This is a genomic window from Rhizobium sp. 9140 (assembly GCF_900067135.1).
GTDB lineage: Bacteria > Pseudomonadota > Alphaproteobacteria > Rhizobiales > Rhizobiaceae > Ferranicluibacter.
Genome location: NZ_FJUR01000001.1, coordinates 1,912,565 through 1,932,749, shown reverse-complemented (window position 1 = coordinate 1,932,749; position 20,185 = coordinate 1,912,565). Strand labels below are relative to the sequence as shown.

Below are 20,185 nucleotides of genomic sequence, written 5' to 3'. Positions count from 1 at the left end.
TCTCCCCGCTTGCGGGGAGAGGGGACGTGCCCCAAGCGTTGGGACGTGTCCCGAGCTGCGTTGTGGAGCGAGCGGTTGCCGCAAGTCCCTTCGCCCCGCCATGCGGGGAGAAGGTGCCGGCAGGCGGATGAGGGGCCAGCTGCGACCCCTCCCCAATCCTTACCGGATGCGGGGCAGCTGCTCCCACTGGTGGAACGGCGGCGGCGACGACAGCTGCCATTCCAGCGTATTCGCGCCCTCGCCCCATGGATTGTCGCCAGCAACGCGCTTCTTGGAGAAGGCTTCCCAGACGCCGTAGAGGAAGATGAGCACGCCGACGGCCGAGATGTAGGAGCCGATCGAGGAGACGAAATTCCAGCCAGCGAAGGCATCGGGATAGTCGATATAGCGGCGCGGCATGCCGGCGAGACCGAGGAAATGCTGCGGGAAGAACACCAGGTTGACGCCGATGAACATGACCCAGAAGTGCAGCTTCCCAATGAACTCGTTGTACATGTAGCCGCTCATCTTCGGGAACCAATAGTACCAACCGGCGAAGATGGCGAAGACGGCGCCCAGCGACAGGACGTAGTGGAAGTGCGCGACGACGTAATAGGTGTCGTGCAGCGCGCGGTCGAGGCCGGCATTGGCGAGCTGGACGCCCGTGACGCCGCCGACCGTGAACAGGAAGATGAAGCCGATCGCCCAGACCATCGGCGTCGCAAAGCGGATCGAGCCGCCCCACATCGTCGCGATCCAGGAGAAGATCTTCACGCCCGTAGGAATGGCGATGACCATGGTGGCGAAGACGAAGTAGCGCTGCGTGTCGAGCGACATGCCGACGGTGTACATGTGGTGCGCCCAGACGATGAAGCCGACGGCGCCGATCGCCACCATCGCATAGGCCATGCCGAGATAGCCGAAGATCGGCTTGCGCGAGAAGGTCGAGACGATGTGGCTGATGATGCCGAAGCCGGGCAGGATCAGGATGTAAACCTCGGGGTGACCGAAGAACCAGAACAGGTGCTGGAACAGGATCGGATCGCCGCCGCCTTCCGGCGCGAAGAAGGAGGTGCCGAAGTTGCGATCCGTCAGCAGCATGGTGATGCCGCCGGCCAGAACCGGCAGGGACAAGAGCAGCAGGAAGGCGGTGATCAGCACCGACCACGCAAACAGCGGCATCTTGTGCAGCGTCATGCCCGGTGCGCGCATGTTGAGAATGGTGGTGATGAAGTTGATCGCGCCGAGGATCGAGGATGCGCCCGCGATGTGCAAGCCAAGGATCACGAGATCCATGGCCGGCCCCGGTTGTCCGGATGTCGAGAACGGTGGATAGATCGTCCAGCCCCCACCCGCGCCGAAGCCGCCGGCCGGGCCTTCCACGAACATGGACAGGAGGACGAGCAGGAAGGCCGGAATGATCAGCCAGAAGGAGATGTTGTTCATGCGCGGAAACGCCATGTCCGGCGCGCCGATCATGATCGGCACCATCCAGTTGGCAAAGCCGCCAATCATCGCCGGCATGACCATGAAGAAGATCATGATCAGCGCGTGCGCGGTCGTGAACACGTTGTACATGTGCTTGCCGCCGTCGATAGCGGCATCGCCTTCGAAGCCGTAGACCATGGATGCCAGACCGTGGAAGATCTGGATGCCCGGCTCCTGCAACTCCGCCCGCATGAAGACCGACAGCGTACCGCCGATGATGCCTGCAAAGATTGCGAAGATCAGGTAGAGCGTGCCGATGTCCTTGTGGTTGGTGGACAGGAACCAGCGTTGGAAGAAGGTCAGCGGCTTGTGGACGTGATCGTCATGCGCGTGGTCGAGCGAATGATCCTGAAGGTGATCGGTGTGCGCGGTTGTTCCGGCCATTGTTCTCAAGCTCCCCGAATTACTGTGCGGCGGCGGTGGCGACGTCGGTCGTCTTCACCGCATCGACGGAGGCCATGAGGGCCTTGTTGGCATCGCCGACATTGGCGGCAGCGGCGGTCAGCCACGTATCGTACTGCTGCTGGCTGACGACGCGGATGGCGATCGGCATATAGGCGTGGTCCTTGCCGCAGAGCTCGGAACACTGACCGTAATAGAGACCTTCGCGATCGGCCCTGAACCAGGTCTCGTTCAGACGACCGGGAACCGCATCGATCTTGACGCCGAAGGACGGCATGGCGAAGGCGTGGATGACGTCGGCCGCGGTGACGAGCACGCGCACCGTCTTGCCGACGGGCACGACGACCTCGTTGTCGACCGCAAGCAGGCGCGGATAGGCGTTCTTGTCTTCCTTGCCGAGCGCCGCACGGTCCTCTTCCTTCATCAACAGGCTGTCGAAGGAGAGCGGGGTTTCGCCGACTTCATACTCATAGGACCAGTACCACTGGTTGCCGGTCGCCTTTAGGGTGAGATCTGGATTGGCCGGCGGGGTCAGCTGCGCGGTCAGAAGCTGGAACGAGGGAATGGCCAGGAAAAGGAGAATCACGACGGGACCAACGGTCCAGGCGATCTCGATGGCCGTGTTATGGCTGGTGCGAGAGGGGACAGGGTTCACCTTTTCGCGGAACTTGACGACGACGACGACCAGCAGCGCCAGCACGAACAGCGTGATCGGAATGATGAACCACAGCGTGTAATGCTCGAACCAGGTAACCTCTTCCATGATGCCGGTCGCGGCCGCCTGGAAATTGGTCTGCCAGTTGACGGGCTTGTCCGCGAGCGCAGTGCCCGCGGAAAGCAGACAGCTTGCCGCCGTCACACATGCTGCGAGACCCGCAAAAGCCTTGTTTTTCACCATTCGTAATTCCCCTCTCCATCCCGCTTTCGCCGGATCGAACAATCTCCGCCCTCTACAGCGCTTCAAACCACAGTTTGTCCAGTGCCGCAACATCTGTCCATGCGTCCCGGCAAACGGCCTGCTCCTCACTTACAGAATGCCACAGAACGGCCGCTGCCGCCACACTGGCGCAGACCGTCTCCATGCGGCATTTCGCGCAAGCGCCGGGCGGCCTTTCGCGCGGAGGTGGACAGGGCGCACCTCCGCGGGATAGATGATGCCGCAGACGTGATGTGTGCGGGGAAAGGCCGGAAATCCGGGTCGTATTTCCGCCACACCGCCCTCTGATAGAACGTCGCCTGCCTTTGACACTTGTCTCTGGCCTTCGATGGAACGGGTTCGGCTTTTCAAGTGTCCTTTGAAAGACGAGCGGCACGAGACGTCACGCGCCCCTTCGGGGGTTTTCATTTCCAGGCCGGCCCTTCAAGAATAGCCGGACTGATTCGGTATTTTGAGGTTTTCATGGGCCTGTCCCTGCTTTTTCGCCCGTCGATCATCGGAGCCGCGCTCGCTCTGGCACTGCCTTTGGGGCTTCTGCCCGTCTCCGCCGTCGCGCAACAGCAGACGCCTGCGGCCCCCGGCACCGTCAAGTCGAACCATGGCGCATGGTCCATCGTCTGCGACCAGCCGGCCGGGGCTTCGGCCGAACAGTGCGCGCTGATGCAGAACGTGATCGCCGAGGACCGGCCGGAGGTCGGCCTTTCCGTGGTGGTGCTAAAGACCGCCGACCGAAAGGCGAAGATCCTGCGCGTTCTCGCGCCGCTCGGCGTGCTGCTCCCGAATGGTCTCGGGCTGAACGTCGACGGCAAGGATATCGGCCGGGCCTACTTCGTGCGCTGCTTTTCGGACGGCTGCTATGCCGAGGTGGTGCTGGAGGAAGAGTTGCTGAAGACCTTCCGCTCGGGCGCGACGGCGACCTTCATCGTCTTCCAGTCGCCTGAGGAAGGCATCGGCATTCCGGTCGATCTCAAGGGCTTCGGCGAAGGTTATGACGCGCTGCCTTAAGGGTTCCCACGGGGTTTCCGCCTTGCCCCTCACTCGGCGCGCGCCTACATAGCGGCTTCACTGACCTGACGGAGTGCCAGACATGAACACCGACCTCATCACCCTGTTCGACGGCGACGAGGCGGCGGTGCGGCGCATCCTTGCGCAGACGCTGCAGGGGGCCGACGATGGCGAGCTGTTCATGGAGCATATCCAGTCGGAATCGCTCTCCTTCGACAATGGCCGCCTGAAAGGTGGCAGCTTCAATACGGACCAGGGTTTTGGCCTGCGCGCGGTGGCTGGCGAGGCGGTGGGCTATGCCCACTCCGGCGATCTCTCGCTGGCGGCGCTGAAGCGCGCGTCCGACGCCGTTTCCGCCGTCACGCGCGGCTATGCCGGCACCTATGCGGCCGCGCCACAGAAGACCAACCGCAAGCTTTATGGCGACGAGAACCCCATCGGCGAGCCGAGCTTCGAGGCGAAGGTTGCGTTGCTGTCGGAAATCGACGCCTATGTTAGGGCGAAAGACCCGAAGGTCCGGCAGGTGACGGCGTCCATTGCTGCCAGCTGGCAGGTGGTCGATATCCTGCGCGCCGATGGCGAGCATGTGCAGGACATCCGGCCGATGACGCGGGTGAATGTTTCCGTCGTCGTCGGCGAGGGCGACAAACAGGAGAGCGGCTCCTTTGGCTTCGGCGGGCGGCGCGGCTTCGGCGACCTCATCACGAGCGAGACCTGGCGCTACGGCGCCGACGAGGCGCTGCGGCAGGCGCTCGTCAATCTCGAGGCGATCGACACGCCGGCCGGCACCATGGATGTGGTGCTGTCGTCGGGATGGCCGGGCGTGATGCTGCATGAGGCCGTCGGCCATGGGCTCGAAGGCGACTTCAACCGCAAGAAGACCTCCGCCTTCGCCGGCCTGATCGGCGAGCAGGTGGCGGCAAAGGGCGTGACGGTGGTGGATGACGGGACGATCGAATCCCGCCGTGGATCGCTGACCGTGGACGACGAAGGCACGCCCTCGGCCTATAACGTGCTGATCGACGATGGAAAGCTGGTCGGCTACATGCAGGACCGGCAGAACGCGCGCCTGATGGGCATGAAGGCGACCGGTAATGGACGGCGCGAGTCCTACTCCCACGTGCCGATGCCGCGTATGACCAACACCTACATGCTGGCGGGCGACAAGACGCCGGAAGAGATCATCGCCTCTGTCAAACGGGGCATCTATGCCGTGTCGTTCGGCGGCGGCCAGGTGGACATCACCTCCGGCAAGTTCGTGTTCGGCTGCACGGAGGCTTATCTCATCGAGAACGGCAAGGTCGGCGCGCCGGTGAAAGGCGCCATGCTGATCGGCAACGGCCCTGATGCCATGAAGCGCATCACCATGATCGGCAACGATATGCAGCTCGACACAGGCATGGGCAATTGCGGCAAGGGCGGACAGTGGGTGCCCGTGGGCGTCGGCCAGCCGCACCTGCGCATGAACGACATGACCGTCGGCGGCACACAGGCCTGATTCGCAGCCCTTCTTCATTCGGCTAAAAAAGCGTTTCATTTCAGTCGGAAGGCGCGACCTTCTCGCCTGAAGTCGCGGAACCTTTCTCTCCTCGCCTCGTTGACGGTGGTCAAAGCCGGACAGTGCGTCCGGCCATCGAAGGAGAGACATCATGGGACGCGGAATTCTTCTCTGGCTGCTTGGGATTCCGATCCCGATCATCATCCTGATCATGCTGTTCGTGCGCTAGGGAGAGAGGGATGGCAAAGCCACTCACCGCCGCCATTCCCGCGGCGGCGGCCTCCGTATCCTCGGCCGAATCCGCAAAATCCGCTGTTAGCTGGGGCGCCATCTTCGCGGGCGCCGTCGCCGCGTCGGCGCTGACGCTGCTTCTTACTCTCCTCGGCTCCGGCCTTGGCCTCAGCCTTGCAACGCCCTTCGGCGGCGATGGCCCCTCGGTCACGACCTTCGCGGTTTCGGCTGCAGTGTGGCTTGTCATCGTGCAGTGGCTGTCTTCGGCCTTTGGGGGCTACATGACCGGTCGGCTGCGCACCAAATGGAGCGGGATCCACAATGACGAAGCGTTCTTTCGCGATACCGCGCATGGCATTCTCGCCTGGGCCATCGCGACCCTGGTCGCAGCAGGCTTGCTCGGTTCGGTCGTCTCCTCGACCATCGGCACCGGCGTTCAGGCTGCGGCTTCGCTGACCGGCACCGCGGCCGCGACGACGGCCGGCGCTGCGGCCACCTCTGATAGCGCCAGCAATGCGACGTCCTACTTCGTCGATACGCTGCTGCGCCCGGCCGATCCACGCACCGTGCAGGCAGGCCCGAACGGCACGGATGTAACCTCCGAGGTGTCACGCATCCTGATGAACGGCGCGACGACCGGCTCAATCTCGGAAGGCGATCGGACCTACCTCTCGCAGCTGATCGCCGCCCGAACCGGCCTGTCCGAAGCCGATGCCAACAGCCGCGTCGATAGCGTGCTGAAGAGCATCGAGGATGCGAAGACCGCAGCGGCAGATGCCGCAGAGACGGCCCGCAAGGCGAGCGCGACCACCGCCCTTATCGGCGCCATGTCGCTCCTCATCGGCGCGATCTGCGCCGGCATCGGCGCGGCGCTTGGCGGTCGCCAGCGCGACGACGACAACCTTTATATTCGTCGTTAAAATTTCTCATGGAGATAAATTTGAAACAGGCCGCGAAAGCGGCCTGTTTCTATGTCATTGATGTGAGATGAAAAAGCTCCGGGCACGAAGCGCATAAATCCCGAAAAGCCCTGACGCTCAGTCCGCGACGCGAATGTCGAACAGAGCATCACCTTTCAGCGTGTTGCTGACGGTGCAGATCTCTTCTGCCGCCTCCGCCAGATGCCGGCGCGTGGCTGCATCCAGATCGCCCGTAAACGTGAACACGATGTCGAAGCGGATGATTCTGCTCGGCTCCTCCTTCGATTTTTCACCCGTGACGTCAGCCCGAATGCCGGTGATCCCGCCAAGGATGCCCATGCGGCTGGCGGCGATTCGCGCGCTGAGCACGAGGCAGGCGGAGAGCGAGGCGTAGAGAAGGTCGATGGGGTTGAAGCCGGGTTGCGAGGCGCCGGTGACGATGTCGAGCGTGCCGCCCGTGACGCTGGTCAGTCGCGGAAAGCCCGTGCGCCCGACGGTCGCCGTAACGCCTGTCGGTCGAATGCGAGCCTTCAATGGCGGCGGCCCGGCCTCTCCCGCGCCATCCGTCATGCCTTCTTCTCCCAGCGTCCCTCGCTGCTCTGCTGCCAGTAGGTGAGCGCGTGGCCCTCGCCCTTCAGCCGCTTCCACTGCGCGCGCGCGCCTTCGAGTTGTGGCTGGTCGTAGCCATCAAACATGAAGACGACGCGGTCGTAAGGGGCGAGATCGGGAGGAACGGCGCCGTCCACCAAAAAGCGGACTGTCGCGTTGTTGGGGTTGCCTGCGCCCGTGGTCAGCAAGACCGGCTGGTTTTCCGGCGAAACCGCTGCATGGGGGCCATCGTCGGTCGCGTGCGGGAGGAAGCTGTCCTCCCGCCAGGTCCAGAGGTGATCGTCCAGCCTGTCGCGCCGTTCCTCGTCGGCCGTCTGGACGACGACCCGCCAGCCGCGCTCGACACTCTTGTCGACCAGCGGCGGCAGGGCATCCTCCAGCTTCGATTCGGTCAGGTGATAGAACAGGATGTCCGTCACGTCGGGTTCATGCCTCTCAATGCTTGCGATCAGCCTTCGTAGTGGGCGCGGACCAGCTCGTTCAGCAGGCGAACGCCATAGCCGGACGCCCAGGACTGGTTGATCTCGTCGTTCGGCGACCCCATCGCCGTGCCGGCGATATCGAGATGCGCCCAGGGCGTATCCTTGACGAAGCGCTTGAGGAACTGCGCTGCGGTGATCGAGCCGGCGTGCCGGCCGCCGGTATTCTTCATGTCGGCGAACTTGCTGTCGATCATCTTGTCGTATTCCGGACCGAGCGGCATGCGCCAGACGCGCTCCTGCGTGAGGAGACCCGCCTGTGTGATCTCGGTGGCGAGCGTGTCGTCGTTGCAGAACAGGCCCGCCTGATGGCCGCCGAGCGCCACGAGGATCGCCCCCGTCAGCGTGGCGAGGTTGATCATGAAGCGTGGCTGGAAGCGCTCGTTGCAATACCAGAGCGCATCGCAGAGCACGAGGCGGCCTTCGGCATCGGTGTTAATGATCTCGATCGTCTGGCCCGACATGGAGGTGACGATATCGCCCGGGCGATAGGCATTGCCGTCCGGCATGTTCTCGACGAGGCCGATGATGCCGACGACGTTCGCCTTGGCCTTGCGCGCGGCGAGGACATGCATGAGGCCGGTGACGGCGGCGGCTCCGCCCATATCGCCTTTCATGTCCTCCATGCCGGCACCCGGCTTGATGGAGATGCCGCCCGAATCGAACACGACACCCTTGCCGATGAAGGCGACGGGCTTATCCTTCTTCGCGCCGCCGTTCCAGCGCATCACCACGAGGCGCGGCGGACGCGCGGAGCCTTGAGCGACGCTCAGAAGCGCGCCCATGCCCAGGTCCTTCATCTCGCTCTCGCCGAGGATCTCGACCTCGACGCCGAGGTCCTCGAGCGCCTTCGCCTTGGCGGCGAATTCGATCGGGCCAAGCACGTTCGGCGGCAGGTTGACGAGATCGCGGGCGATGAACACGCCTTCGGAAACGGCTTCCGACAGCGCCAGCCCCTTTTTGGCCTCATCGGCGATCGCGGTGATGATCGTCACCTTCGTGCGCTGCGGCGTCGGCTCCTCATCCGGCTTCTTCTTGGTCTTATAGCTGTCGAAGCGGTAGGCGTTCAGCTCCATGCCGAGCGCGAAATCGGCGGCCGCACGCGGCGTGATCTCGACACCAGGCGCGTCCAGAAACACGGTGGCGTCGCCTGCGCCGCGCAGCTTCGCCGCTGCGGTTCCACCGGCCTTCAGCCAGTCATGCGCGGTCTGCGCCTTGGGATCGCCCAGCCCGAGAAGGAAGATGCGATCGGCGGGCGAGCCCTCGGGCGCGAGAATATCGAGCGTCGAGAGGGCGCGCGCCTTGAACTTTCCGGCCTTGGCCGCGCGGGCGATGACGCCTGATGGATCGACCGCCGCCGCACCCGCGGCCTCGTGCTCGGCAGCCATCAGGCACAGGACCGTGCCTTCCGTCTTCTTGCGCTGCGCCTTGAAGACAATCTCGAACATTCCGGCCATTTTCGCTCCGATCTTTCCGCCGCCCGGACGCTCGGCCGGGCACCGTCTTTATAGCTGTTTTTCCACAGATGCGATGTCGTCAAACGTTCATCGCGTCTTCGTTATGGACCTAGCCTGACGGGACGCAAAGACCAAGCAAAACCAGCGGACTTTTCGCCATTCTCGGTCTCCCGACCGGAAAAATGAGCGCTCGCACCGGGCGCGCCATCGGATCGGATGCGTCACCAAAAAGACACCAAGCGGGGAAATCTAAGCATCGAAGACGGCGTGAGCGTTGCCGGCCCACCGTAACTTGGCTACTGCGATACCGATGATGATCGAAGCCCAACAGCGCTCACGCGCCAGAGCAGCCCGCCGGACGGACCCGTCCGCGCCGGCATGCGCCCGGAACAGGCCGAGATGACCATACTCCAAAGCTATATTCTCCGGCGTGTCGTGCAGATGTTCCTGTCGGCACTGCTGCCTGTTCTCGGCATCATCTGGACCACGCAGGCGCTGCAACGCATCAATCTGGTGACCGATACCGGTCAGTCGATCGGTGCTTTCGTGCAGCTTGCGACGCTCATTCTGCCGACCGTCATCCCGCTCGTCCTGCCGTTCGCGCTCGCCATCGGCATCACGCAGGCCTTGGCGACGATGAACAACGATTCGGAACTGACGGTGATCGAATCGGCCGGCGGAAGCCGCGGCATCATCCTGCGTCCGATTCTGGGCCTCGCCCTCGCCGTCAGTGCGGTGTCCTTCACCGTGGACAATTTTCTGGAGCCGGTGGTACGCCAGGAAGTGCGCCAGATGATCGCGAGCGCCAATGCCGACCTTCTATCCTCGGTCGTGCAGGAGAACACCTTCCGCAAGATCGCCGACGGGCTCTACATCCAGATCGGCGGCCGGCGCGGCGGTGGCGTTCTTACCGGCATCTTCGTCGGCGATTCGCGCGATCCGAACGTCGAGTTCGTTTACTATGCCCGCGAGGGTGCGGTGGACGAGAACAGCTCGGCGCTGGTGATGAAGGACGGCGAAGTGCACCGGAAGCTGCCCGACGGCGGCGTCTCCATCATCAAGTTCGACAGCTACGCCTTCGACCTCACCGAAATGACCCGCAAGGTGGGTGCTGCAACCCTGCGCGCCCAGGACCAGGATCTCTTGACGCTCCTTCACCCGGACCCCGAGGACAGCAACTACCAGCGCCGTCCGCAGACCTATGTCGCGGAACTGCACCGCCGGCTGACGGAGTGGACGTTCCCGATCATCTTCGCGCTTATCGGCCTCGTCGTCAGCAGCGATGCGCGCTCGCATCGCGAAGCCCGCCTGCACCCGACGGCAACCGCTCTGCTTTTGATGCTGCTCTTCCGCTGGATGACCTTTTATGCGGCGAACGGGGCGGAGGAAGAACCGTTCTTCGTGCCGCTGATGTACGTCATTCCCGCCATCACGACGTTCCTGTGCATTCGCCAGCTCGCGAGCAACAAGCGGCTTGTCATTCCCCGGACCCTCCAGGAGAAGTTCAGCGACCTGACCGGCCGGATCCGCCTGCTGCGTTTCGGCAATTCCGACCGGGAGGCGCGCTGATCCGATGAGCACGCTCAAGATCTATTTCTTTCGCCGGTTCATGGTGACGATCGGCTGGTTCCTCATCGGCGTGTTCTCGCTCGTCTTCATCATCGATTTCAGCGAACTTTCCAACCGCATGTCGAACCTGCCGGGCTATTCGCTCGGCGGCGCGCTGCTGATGACGGCCATGCGCATTCCCATGATCATGCAGCAGACCGTGCCCTTCATCGCGCTTTTTGCCGGCATGGTGACGCTGATCGCGCTCAACCGCCGCTACGAGCTGGTGGTGACGCGCGCGGCGGGCATCTCGGCCTGGCAGTTTCTGCAGCCCTTCGTGCTCGGCGCCCTGCTGTTCGGCGCGCTTGCGGTCGCCATTCTCAATCCGATCGCCGCCTGGGGATCGCGCAGTGCCGAGCTTCTGGAGACCAACTGGGGAAGCTCGTCGTCACGCGGCTCCAAGACCATTCCCTGGCTGCGCCAGATCTATGGTGACGACGACACCATCATCGGCGCCCGCGCCGTGCAGGACGACGGCCGGACGCTCGTCACCGTCACCGTGATCCACCTCGACAAGCAGGGCCGCATCGTCTTCCGACAGGATGCGCAGAGCGCAAAACTCGAAGATGGTTATTGGTTGCTTAACGGTGTCACCGAGACGCGCAACGGCGTGCTGCCGAAGCGTTTCGAAACGGCACGGTTGCCGACCAATCTCCGTGCGGAATTCGTTCAGGAATCGCTCGACAAAGCTGAATCCATTCCCTTTTTCGAGCTTCCCCATAAAATTTCCATCGCGAAATCCTTCGGATTTCCGACCTATGGCATGCAGACCCAGCTTCATTCGCTGCTGTCGCTGCCGCTTCTTCTCGTCGCCATGACGCTGATTGCCGCAAGCGTGTCGCTGAAATTCAGCCGCTTCCACCAGTCGCGCTCGGTAATTCTCGGTGGAATCCTGGCAGGCTTCGTGCTTTATGTCGTGACCGTGCTGGTCAGAGCATTCGGGAGCAGCGGCATCTTGCCTCCGTTCGTTGCAGCCTGGTTGCCGGTTGTTGTCGCGATGGCGCTGGGGTCCACGATTTTGTTGCATCAGGAGGATGGCTAGTGGCGGGCTGTGACCGCAATCATACAAGGCTACTGGCGGCCATACTGCTTTCCAGCGTTGCATGCCTTTCCGTATCCCTAGGCACGTCCGGTTCGGCCTTCGCCCAGTCCGCGCCGACGACGCTTGCGCCGAAACTGCCCGACGACGCCAAGATGGTGCTGTCGGCCAACGAGCTCGTGTACAATCGCGACGCCGAACGCGTCATCGTGCGCGGCGCCGTGCAGATCAATTACGGCGGCTATCAGATGGTCGCCCAGCAGGTTGAATATAGCCAGAAAACCGGACGAATCGTCGCGACCGGCCAGATCGAGCTGATCGAGCCGACCGGCAACAAGATCTATGCCGAGAAGATGGACGTCACGGACAATTTTGCCGATGGCTTCATCGAGACGATGCGAGTCGAGACGACCGACCTGACGAAGCTCGCCGCCGTCAACGGCGAGCGGCGCAATGGCGACGAGATCATCCTGAACCAGGCGGTCTATACGGCCTGTACGCCGTGTGCGACCAATCCGGATTACCGCTCGCTCTGGCACATCAAGGCGCAGCGCATCATCCAGAACGGCAAGACGCACACCGTGCGGCTGGAGAACGCCCGCTTCGAACTGTTCGGCAAGCCGATTCTGTACCTGCCGGTGCTGGAGGTTCCCGACGGCACGGTGAAGCGCAAGAGCGGCTTCCTGTTCCCGCGGTTCCGCTACACGCAGAAGCTGGGTGCCGGCGTCAGCGTTCCCTATTACTGGGCGATCTCGCCCACCATGGATGCGACCGTGACGGCGACAGGCCTGACACGGCAAGGCTTCCTGCTGGAAGGCGAGTTCCGCCAGCGCTTCGAGACGGGGCAGCACGTCCTGCGCATGGCGGGCATCAGCCAGATGGATCGCAGCTCGTTTACGGACGGAACCGTGGACGCGCAGGAGACGGAACGCGGCCTCATTGGCTCGCGCGCCGACTTCAAGATCAATCCGCGCTGGTCGTTCGGCTGGGATGTCCTCGTCCAGAGCGACAACAACTTCGCCAAGACCTATGAACTCTCGACGTTCGACGGCACGACGCATACAAACCAGGCCTATCTGACGGGTCTGGGCAAGCGAAACTACTTCGACCTGCGCGCTTTCTACTTCGATATTCAGGATGCCGATCCGGACAGCGTTGCCGAGAACAAGCAGGCTTACGCGCAGGTTCTCGACTATGACTATACCGCTCCGCAAGCTGTGGCCGGCGGCGAGCTTTCCGCGACCGTCAACCTGACCAACGTCAACCGCAACCGGGAAGACTCCGTCGACGTGTTCGGCGTCGACCGGTTCCGGGGTCTCGAAGGCACGGCGCATCGCCTGACGGCGGAAGCCGAGTGGAAGAAGACCTTCATCGTCCCCGGCGGCCTGTCGCTGACGCCGCTTCTGGCGGCGCGCGGCGATATTCTCGGCCTGACGATGGACAATCCCGGTCCCGCCTATACCGGGGACTATAACGGCGACGACACCTCGACGCGCGGCATGGCGACGGCCGGACTCGAGGCACGCTATCCGATCCTGATGGCGACCGCCAACAGCAGTCACATCTTCGAGCCGATCGCGCAGGTCTATGTTCGTCCGGACGAGAGCAACCCGGGCAGCCTGCCGAATGAGGACGCGCAGAGCTTCGTGTTCGACGCGACCAACCTGTTCGAGCGGGACAAGTTTTCGGGCTTCGACCGCATCGAGGGTGGCTCGCGCGCCAATCTCGGCATGCGCTATACGGGCACGCTCGGCAATGGCTACGGTGTTCGCAGCATCGTCGGCCAGTCCTTCCATCTCGGCGGCGTCAATTCGTTCGCAACCGACGATCTCGTGAAGGTGGGTGCCGATTCGGGTCTTGAGAGCGACCGCTCCGACTACGTCGGCATGTTCGGTATCGATGCGCCCTCCGGCCTGACGGCCAGCCTCAGCGGCCGGCTGGACGAAGAGGATTTCGACCTGCGCCGGACGGACTTCTCGGTCGGCTATGAAGGCATCGCCTGGCAGACAGCCATCACCTATACCAGCATCAAGGCACAGCCGACCTACGGCTCGCCGTACGATCAGGACGAAATCCAGACGGCGGCCGCCTGGCGGTTCCGCGAGTACTGGTCGGTGTTCGGCTCCGTCACCTACGACATTAACAACAGCCTCGTCACCCGCAACGGCCTCGGCGTCACTTATGACGATCAGGACACGCTGTTCTCGCTCGTCTACAAGAACGAGCGCGACCCGGACCAGTCGCTCGCCAACGACTGGTCGATCGGTGCGCGGATCTCCTTCCGCACGTTGGGTGACATCAATGTCGGCGACAGCTCGTTCGACGCGCTGGACTGACCACGGTCCTCGTGACGGAAAACAGGCTCGTGTGCGCGGTTTCGCGCCCACGCTCAGTGATATCGAGGGCTTGTCATCATTCGGCCGCATGGTTTATGCATCCAGCGGGAAACAGGCGCAGCCGCAGGCTTGGCGCTTCATGGAGCGTTGCGAGCCCGTTAAAATGTGCGGCTTGCTCTGAAGGGGATGTCTGATGGGCAACGGAACCGTGCAAAAGCGATCTTCACTGCGAGTGGCGGCAGGTATTCTGCGTGCGGGCCTCTTGGCCGGCGTGCTCTGCCTGCCGACCACCCTGCCCGCTGCCGCAGCGGGTGCGGGCACCGCGGTCGCCGTCGTCGTCAACGGAACGCCGATCACCACCGGTGACATCGCCAAGCGCGCGGCCTTCCTCAAGCTGCAGCGGCAGAGTTCGGCCGGCGCGCGCGAGCAGATGATCGACGAAGTGCTGAAGCGCGCCGAAGTGCTGCGCCTCCAGCAGTCCGTCAGCACCGAAGATGTGGATGCGGCCGTTGCGCGTTTTGCCGCCGGAAACAAGCTGTCGGTGGCGCAGCTTACCCAGGTTCTCGCCCAGGCCGGCGTCGGCATTGACCATTTCAAATCCTATGTCGCGATCTCCATGAGTTGGCCGCGGGCCGTGCGCCTGCGCTTCGGCAGCGGCGGCGGGCGTCTCTCCAACGAGGAGTTGGTGCGCCGCATGCAGGAGAATGGCGGCAACAAGCCGGTGACGACCGAGTACTTCCTCCAGCAGGTTATCTTCGTTGTTCCCGCTGCCAAGCGTAACGCCATCATGGGCAAGCGGCAGGCCGAAGCCAATGCCTCGCGCTCGTCCTATCCGGGTTGCGACGATGCCAAGACCTTTGCCGCGACCATGCGCGACGTTTCCATCCGCAATCTCGGCCGCATGATGGTGCAGGAAATTCCCGAGGACTGGCGTCCACTGGTCGAAAAGGCTGGCGATGGCAAGACGACCACGACCCGCGTGACAGACCGTGGGGTCGAATATCTCGGCATCTGCAAGAAGCGGCAGGTTTCCGACGATCTGGCGGCCGAAGTCGTCTTCCGCGCCGAGGATCTCGGCAAGCAGAAGGGCGGCGAAGACCCCAACAGCGTGAAATACATGGAAGAACTGCGCAAGCGCGCGCAGATCCTGACGAAGTAGCCGGACCATCATGACAGACGAGACCCGGGCGCCGCTGGCCCTGACCATGGGCGACCCGGCCGGTATCGGGCTCGACGTCACGCTGGAAGCCTGGACGCGCCGCGACGCGCTGGAGCTTGCTCCCTTCCTCTTCATCGGTGATCCCGCGGTTCTTGCCGAACGGGCACGCCTGCTCGGCCTCGACGTGTCCATTGCCGAGGCAGACCACCGCTCGGCCGCAGGTCTTTTCGCCACGAGCCTTCCCGTGCTCCCCATCGCCTGTCCGGCGCCCGTGATCGCGGGCCGTGCTGACAGCGCCAACGCGCCGGCGGTTATCGGGGCAATCCAGACGGCCGTACAGATGACGCTGGCCTCCCGGACCGCCGCCGTCGTCACCAACCCGATCGCCAAATCCGTGCTCTATGCGGCGGGCTTTCGCTTTCCCGGACATACCGAGTTCCTGGCAGAACTTGGCAGCGTCGCGCGCAACAAGCCGCTGCTGCCGATCATGATGCTGGCCGGCCCGAAGCTTCGAGCGGTGCCGGTGACGATCCATATTCCCCTGAAGGACGTGCCGGGTCTGCTGACCGCGGACCTTATCTACCGGACGGCCGTCATCACCGCAGCCGACCTCAAGGCCCGCTTCGGCATCGCCGCACCACGGCTCGCGATCGCGGGGCTCAACCCGCATGCCGGCGAGAGCGGTGCGCTGGGGCTTGAGGACGACGCCATCATCCGCCCGGTGGTCGAACGCCTTCAGGCCGAGGGGATCGACGCTGTCGGCCCCCTGCCCGCCGACACGATGTTCCATGACCGGGCGCGCGCGACCTACGACGTCGCGCTCTGCATGTATCACGATCAGGCGCTGATCCCGGCCAAGGCGCTGGGCTTCGACGACAGCGTCAACGTCACGCTCGGTCTACCCTTCATCCGCACCTCGCCCGACCATGGCACCGCCTTCGGCATTGCCGGGCAGCGGGCGAATGGCCGAAACGTGGCGAGGGCGGACAGCCTCGTTGCGGCGCTGCGCATGGCGCGCGAGCTTGCCGACACCGAGCGGGCCAAAATCGAGAGCGCTTCCTGATGACCGCCATCGACGGACTGCCGCCGTTGCGCGACGTGATCCAGCGCCACGGGCTGGACGCCAGGAAGGCGCTCGGCCAGAACTTCCTCCTCGACCTCAATCTCACGCAGAAGATCGCGCGGACGGCCGGCCCGCTCGAAGATGCGACCGTGATCGAGGTCGGCCCCGGCCCCGGCGGGCTGACACGCGCCATTCTCTCGCTCGGCGTCCGCAAGCTGATCGCCATCGAACGCGACAGCCGCTGCCTGCCGGCGCTCGCCGAGATTTCCGATCATTATCCCGGCCGACTGGACGTCATCGAGGGGGACGCGCTGAAAATCGATTTCGCGGAGCTGGCGCGCCAGTCGGGCGCTGACGGCCCGATCCGCATCATCGCCAACCTCCCCTACAATGTCGGCACGCAGCTTCTGGTCAACTGGCTGACATCGGACGTCTGGCCGCCGTTCTACGCCTCGATGACGCTGATGTTCCAGCGCGAGGTGGGCCTGCGGATCGTGGCGGACGAGACGAACGACCATTATGGCCGGCTTGGCGTTCTCGCCGGCTGGCGTACCGATGCCCGCATGGCCTTCGACGTGCCGCCACAGGCCTTCACGCCGCCCCCCAAGGTCACCTCGACCGTCGTGCATCTGGAGCCGCGCGAAACCCCCACCCCCTGCCGGATCGAAGCACTGGAACGCGTGACGCAGGCCGCCTTCGGCCAGAGACGCAAGATGCTGCGCCAGAGCGTCAAATCGCTTGGCGGGGAAGCGCTGCTTGCCAAGGCAGAGATCGACCCGAAGCGGCGGGCCGAGACATTGTCGGTCGAGGAATTCTGCCGGCTGGCCAACTGCCTTTAAGCGCGTTCGAGACGCGCAATCCCCGCGCCTCCGGTAGAGCATTCAGACAAGCTTCGGCGTTTCCGTCAGCAAGCCCTGCACATATTCGAACAGACCGGGGCGGCGGTCGCGGCGGAGGCGTTCGGCTTCGACGATGGCGCGCACGGCAGCAAAGGCCGTGTCCAGATCCTCGTTGACGACGATATAGTCGTATTCCAGCCAGTGCTCGATCTCGGCGCGGGAATTGGCGAGGCGCGTGGCGATGACCTCGTCCGTATCCTCGGCGCGGCGATGCAGGCGGGACTGAAGCTCCGCCATGGTCGGCGGCAGGATGAAGATCGACACGACGTCGCCGGACATCTTGTCCTGAAGCTGCTGGGCGCCCTGCCAGTCGATGTCGAACAGCATGTCGCGGCCTTCCGACATCGCCTCCTCCACCGCATCGCGCGGCGTGCCGTAGAAGTTGCCGTGAACCTCGGCCCATTCCAGCAGGGCTTCCGTCTGGCGCAGGCCCTCGAACTCGCGGATCGACTTGAAGTGATAGTGACGGCCGTCGATCTCGCTCGGGCGGCGCTTGCGCGTGGTAACGCTGACGGAGATGCTCATCTCCGGATCGGCCTCCAGCAGATTGCGGGCGATGGTGGACTTGCCGGCGCCGGACGGCGAGGAGATGACGAGCATCAGGCCCCGGCGTGCAATCGTTGAAGCCTTCGTGGGTGTTTCGGCGGGTCTCATCATTACTCCAGATTCTGGACCTGTTCGCGGAACTGGTCGATGACGACCTTGAGGTCGACGCCTGCGGCCGTGACGGCGGCGGAGGTGGACTTCGAACAGATCGTATTGGTTTCCCGGTTAAATTCCTGGCAAAGAAAGTCGAGCTTGCGGCCGATGGGGCCGCCTTTGGACAGAAGCGCGCGGGCGGCCGCAATATGCGCCCGCAGCCGGTCGATTTCCTCGCGTACGTCCGCCTTGGCCGCCAGCAGCGCCGTTTCCGCATGCAGGCGGTCGCGGTCGAGCGCGGCGGCGTGGCTCGTCAGCCAGTCGATCTGCTGGACGAGCCTTGCGGCGATGGCCGAGGGCGTCCGCGACGGATCGGCTTCGATCGTGGTCAGCAGCGTTTCCATCTCGCCGATTTGCGCCAGGAGCACCTGTTCGAGCGCTGCGCCTTCGCTTTCACGCATTGCGGCGAGATCTGCGAGTGCGAGGTCGAGGCCCTCAAGGACGGCCGTTTCCCGTGCCGCCTTGTCGGCCTCGCTCTCTTCCGGCTCCTTGAAGTCGATCACGCCGCGGATGGCGAGCAGCGTATCGAGCTTCAATGGCGCGGTGTCGATCACGTCGCGCAACTGCTCGCGCAGCGACAGGAGGGAGGCGAGCGCCGTCTGGTTGATGGTCGTCTGGATCTGCGTTTCCCCGGCATTGAGGCTGAGGCCGACCTGCATGTTGCCGCGCGAGAAGCGCGCGGCGATCCGCCGCCGTATATCGGCATCCAGCGCTTCGAGCCCACCGGGCAGGCGCAGCTTCACGTCGAGACCCTTGCCGTTGACCGAGCGCAATTCCCAGGCCCAGCGGCTGCGGCCGGACGTACCCTCGCGGCGGGCAAATCCCGTCATGGACTGCAAGGGCATGGGGGGGACTCCTTGGGGAATACGCCTCGGGGACAAGCGAGCGTTCTGTTTAAGGCCGCAACGACGGCGCCCGCAAGGCCTATTGCGAAAGCGAGCCCGGCCCCGGCGCGTCATCCACAAGGTGACGTGCCGGGGCCGGGCCAATTGTAAGGCTTGGAAGGCCTGGGGGAGACTTAGTTCTGGACAGGCGCCTCTGCGGCGTCTGCGGGCGGAACCGCGCCGGCCGCCTTGGCAGCACTGGCCTTCTCCGCTTCCAGCTTTCGCCAGCGCCGGACATTGGCGTTGTGATCGTCGAGCGTGGTCGCAAAGACGTGGCCGCCCGTGCCGTCCGCCACGAAGTAGAGATCGGCGGTACGCGAGGGATTGGCGACAGCTTCGAGCGCTGCCCGGCCCGGATTGGCGATCGGCGTCGGGGGCAGGCCCTTGATGACATAGGTATTGTAAGGCGTCTTCTTCTCGAGGTCGGACCGCAGGATCGGGCGATCCGCTGGCTTCCCCTCTCCGCCGAAGATACCGTAGATGATCGTCGGATCGGACTGCAGGCGCATGCCCTTGTCGAGACGGTTGAGGAAGACAGAGGCGACGCGCGAGCGCTCGTCGGCGATGCCGGTTTCCTTCTCTACGATCGAGGCGAGCGTCACGAACTCCTCCCGCGTCTTGATCGGCAACTTCGGGTCACGCTTCGCCCAGATCTGATCGACGATGGTCTTCTGGGCGGCTGTCGCCTGGGCGACGATCTCGGCGCGCTTGGTGCCGCGAGAGAACTTGTAGGTATCGGGGCGCAACGTACCCTCGGCCGGAAGGTTCGCCGGCAGGTCGCCTTCGAGAATCGGATCGTCCTGCAGCTTGCGGAACATCTGCTTGACGGTGAGCCCTTCAGGCAGCGAGGCGGAATAGAGGATCGACTTGCCAGACTTCAGGAGTTCCATGATCTCCTGCATCGAGGCACCCGCCTTGATCTCGTACTCGCCCGCCTTCAGGGTCTCGTCATCCAGATAGGCTTCCGACATGAAGCGGAAGACACGGCCGTCGGAGACGATTTGGTTGCGCTCCAGGCTCGATGCGATCTCGGCAATGCCGGCGCCGTTGCGCACGATGAAATTGCTGTTGGCGACAAGCGGTCCCCGTGCCTCATAGGCGGTCATGGCGTAGTAGGCCGTGCCGGCGGCCGCCAGCGTCAGCACGACGATGACCGTCATCAGGAAGTTGAGGAAGATGACCACCTGGCTGCGCGCCTTGCGCGAGCGCCTGGGGGGCTGCGGAACCTTTTCCGGGCGCAGAGCCTCGATCGGCGATTTCGGAATGATCGGCCCCTTGGTGCCGCCCTCGTTCCGGCCGCTCGGAGCCGTGCTGTTTTCTTGTCCGTCGTTCACGCCTGTCCTGCATCCGGAGTTCGCAATCCTGCACGCCCCGCTTCCCGATGCGAACTCCGGAAGAGGTTCGGGACAGCGAAAAAACGATCGAGACAGACCGCCAGCCTGACGGGGCCGCCTTGCGCGAGCGTGGCCACCCCTACCATGTCTCTCGCCAAA

At 63.9% G+C, this 20,185-nt stretch carries 17 protein-coding genes; 9 read left to right on the top strand and 8 right to left on the bottom strand.

What is annotated here, in order from left to right; genetic code table 11:
• Positions 1-159: 159 nt before the first annotated feature.
• Together ctaD and coxB are read right to left on the bottom strand one after the other, a co-directional pair.
• On the bottom strand, positions 160-1,851 hold the full coding sequence (gene ctaD, locus GA0004734_RS09030) for a cytochrome c oxidase subunit I (RefSeq protein ID WP_092933073.1): 1,692 nt from the start codon (positions 1,849-1,851) through the stop codon (positions 160-162).
• A gap of 19 nt (positions 1,852-1,870) precedes the next feature.
• Complete coding sequence (gene coxB / locus GA0004734_RS09025) at positions 1,871-2,764, bottom strand: cytochrome c oxidase subunit II (RefSeq protein ID WP_092936102.1); 894 nt, start codon at positions 2,762-2,764, stop codon at positions 1,871-1,873.
• Positions 2,765-3,268: 504 nt separating this feature from the next.
• On the opposite strand from coxB, the gene GA0004734_RS09020 reads away from it, so the two are divergent.
• From GA0004734_RS09020 to GA0004734_RS09010, 3 genes are all read left to right on the top strand, one after another.
• Positions 3,269-3,811, top strand: a complete 543-nt coding sequence (locus GA0004734_RS09020) for an invasion associated locus B family protein (RefSeq protein WP_092933071.1) — start codon at positions 3,269-3,271, stop codon at positions 3,809-3,811.
• Between the two features lie 82 nt (positions 3,812-3,893).
• Complete coding sequence (gene tldD, locus GA0004734_RS09015; protein ID WP_092933069.1) at positions 3,894-5,309, top strand: metalloprotease TldD; 1,416 nt, start codon at positions 3,894-3,896, stop codon at positions 5,307-5,309.
• Positions 5,310-5,548: 239 nt separating this feature from the next.
• Positions 5,549-6,460 carry a hypothetical protein gene (locus GA0004734_RS09010; RefSeq protein ID WP_092933067.1) on the top strand — a complete coding sequence of 304 codons (912 nt, stop codon included), beginning with the start codon at positions 5,549-5,551 and terminating at the stop codon, positions 6,458-6,460.
• 117 nt (positions 6,461-6,577) lie between these two features.
• Here the strand turns inward: GA0004734_RS09010 and GA0004734_RS09005 are convergent, their stop codons facing one another.
• From GA0004734_RS09005 to GA0004734_RS08995, 3 genes are read right to left on the bottom strand one after another with little or no spacing between them, the layout of a single operon-like run.
• Positions 6,578-7,030, bottom strand: a complete 453-nt coding sequence (locus tag GA0004734_RS09005; RefSeq protein WP_092933065.1) for an OsmC family protein — start codon at positions 7,028-7,030, stop codon at positions 6,578-6,580.
• Positions 7,027-7,488, bottom strand: a complete 462-nt coding sequence (locus GA0004734_RS09000) for a DNA polymerase III subunit chi (RefSeq protein ID WP_092933063.1) — start codon at positions 7,486-7,488, stop codon at positions 7,027-7,029. Before GA0004734_RS09000 ends, GA0004734_RS09005 begins: the two co-directional genes overlap by 4 nt.
• A gap of 29 nt (positions 7,489-7,517) precedes the next feature.
• Complete coding sequence (locus tag GA0004734_RS08995; RefSeq protein ID WP_348626096.1) at positions 7,518-8,996, bottom strand: leucyl aminopeptidase; 1,479 nt, start codon at positions 8,994-8,996, stop codon at positions 7,518-7,520.
• A 408-nt stretch (positions 8,997-9,404) separates the two neighbouring features.
• Between GA0004734_RS08995 and lptF the strand changes: the two genes are divergently transcribed.
• The 6 genes from lptF to rsmA all read left to right on the top strand — a co-directional run bounded on the left by lptF (position 9,405) and on the right by rsmA (position 17,049).
• A complete protein-coding gene (gene lptF / locus GA0004734_RS08990) occupies positions 9,405-10,574 on the top strand; it encodes an LPS export ABC transporter permease LptF (RefSeq protein ID WP_092936100.1) in 1,170 nt (389 codons plus the stop codon).
• A gap of 4 nt (positions 10,575-10,578) precedes the next feature.
• The gene (gene lptG, locus GA0004734_RS08985; RefSeq protein WP_092933059.1) at positions 10,579-11,655 is read left to right on the top strand and encodes an LPS export ABC transporter permease LptG; all 1,077 of its coding nucleotides are present in this window, start codon (positions 10,579-10,581) and stop codon (positions 11,653-11,655) included.
• The gene (locus GA0004734_RS08980) at positions 11,655-13,988 is read left to right on the top strand and encodes an LPS-assembly protein LptD (RefSeq protein ID WP_092933057.1); all 2,334 of its coding nucleotides are present in this window, start codon (positions 11,655-11,657) and stop codon (positions 13,986-13,988) included. The genes lptG and GA0004734_RS08980 overlap by 1 nt, the downstream gene beginning before the upstream one ends.
• Before the next feature lie 193 nt (positions 13,989-14,181).
• Entirely contained in the window at positions 14,182-15,147 is a 966-nt protein-coding gene (locus GA0004734_RS08975) for a peptidylprolyl isomerase (RefSeq protein ID WP_245292380.1), read from the top strand.
• Between the two features lie 10 nt (positions 15,148-15,157).
• Complete coding sequence (pdxA, locus tag GA0004734_RS08970) at positions 15,158-16,210, top strand: 4-hydroxythreonine-4-phosphate dehydrogenase PdxA (protein WP_092933055.1); 1,053 nt, start codon at positions 15,158-15,160, stop codon at positions 16,208-16,210.
• Complete coding sequence (rsmA, locus tag GA0004734_RS08965; RefSeq protein ID WP_092933053.1) at positions 16,210-17,049, top strand: 16S rRNA (adenine(1518)-N(6)/adenine(1519)-N(6))-dimethyltransferase RsmA; 840 nt, start codon at positions 16,210-16,212, stop codon at positions 17,047-17,049. Before pdxA ends, rsmA begins: the two co-directional genes overlap by 1 nt.
• 42 nt (positions 17,050-17,091) lie before the next feature.
• Here the strand turns inward: rsmA and gmk are convergent, their stop codons facing one another.
• From gmk to mltG, 3 genes are all read right to left on the bottom strand, one after another.
• Positions 17,092-17,763: a guanylate kinase gene (gene gmk / locus GA0004734_RS08960; protein ID WP_092933051.1), complete on the bottom strand. Its 672-nt coding sequence runs from the start codon at positions 17,761-17,763 to the stop codon at positions 17,092-17,094.
• Between the two features lie 2 nt (positions 17,764-17,765).
• Positions 17,766-18,653 carry a YicC/YloC family endoribonuclease gene (locus GA0004734_RS08955; protein WP_092933049.1) on the bottom strand — a complete coding sequence of 296 codons (888 nt, stop codon included), beginning with the start codon at positions 18,651-18,653 and terminating at the stop codon, positions 17,766-17,768.
• A 173-nt stretch (positions 18,654-18,826) separates the two neighbouring features.
• Entirely contained in the window at positions 18,827-20,026 is a 1,200-nt protein-coding gene (mltG, locus tag GA0004734_RS08950; protein ID WP_092933047.1) for an endolytic transglycosylase MltG, read from the bottom strand.
• Positions 20,027-20,185 lie beyond the last annotated feature (159 nt).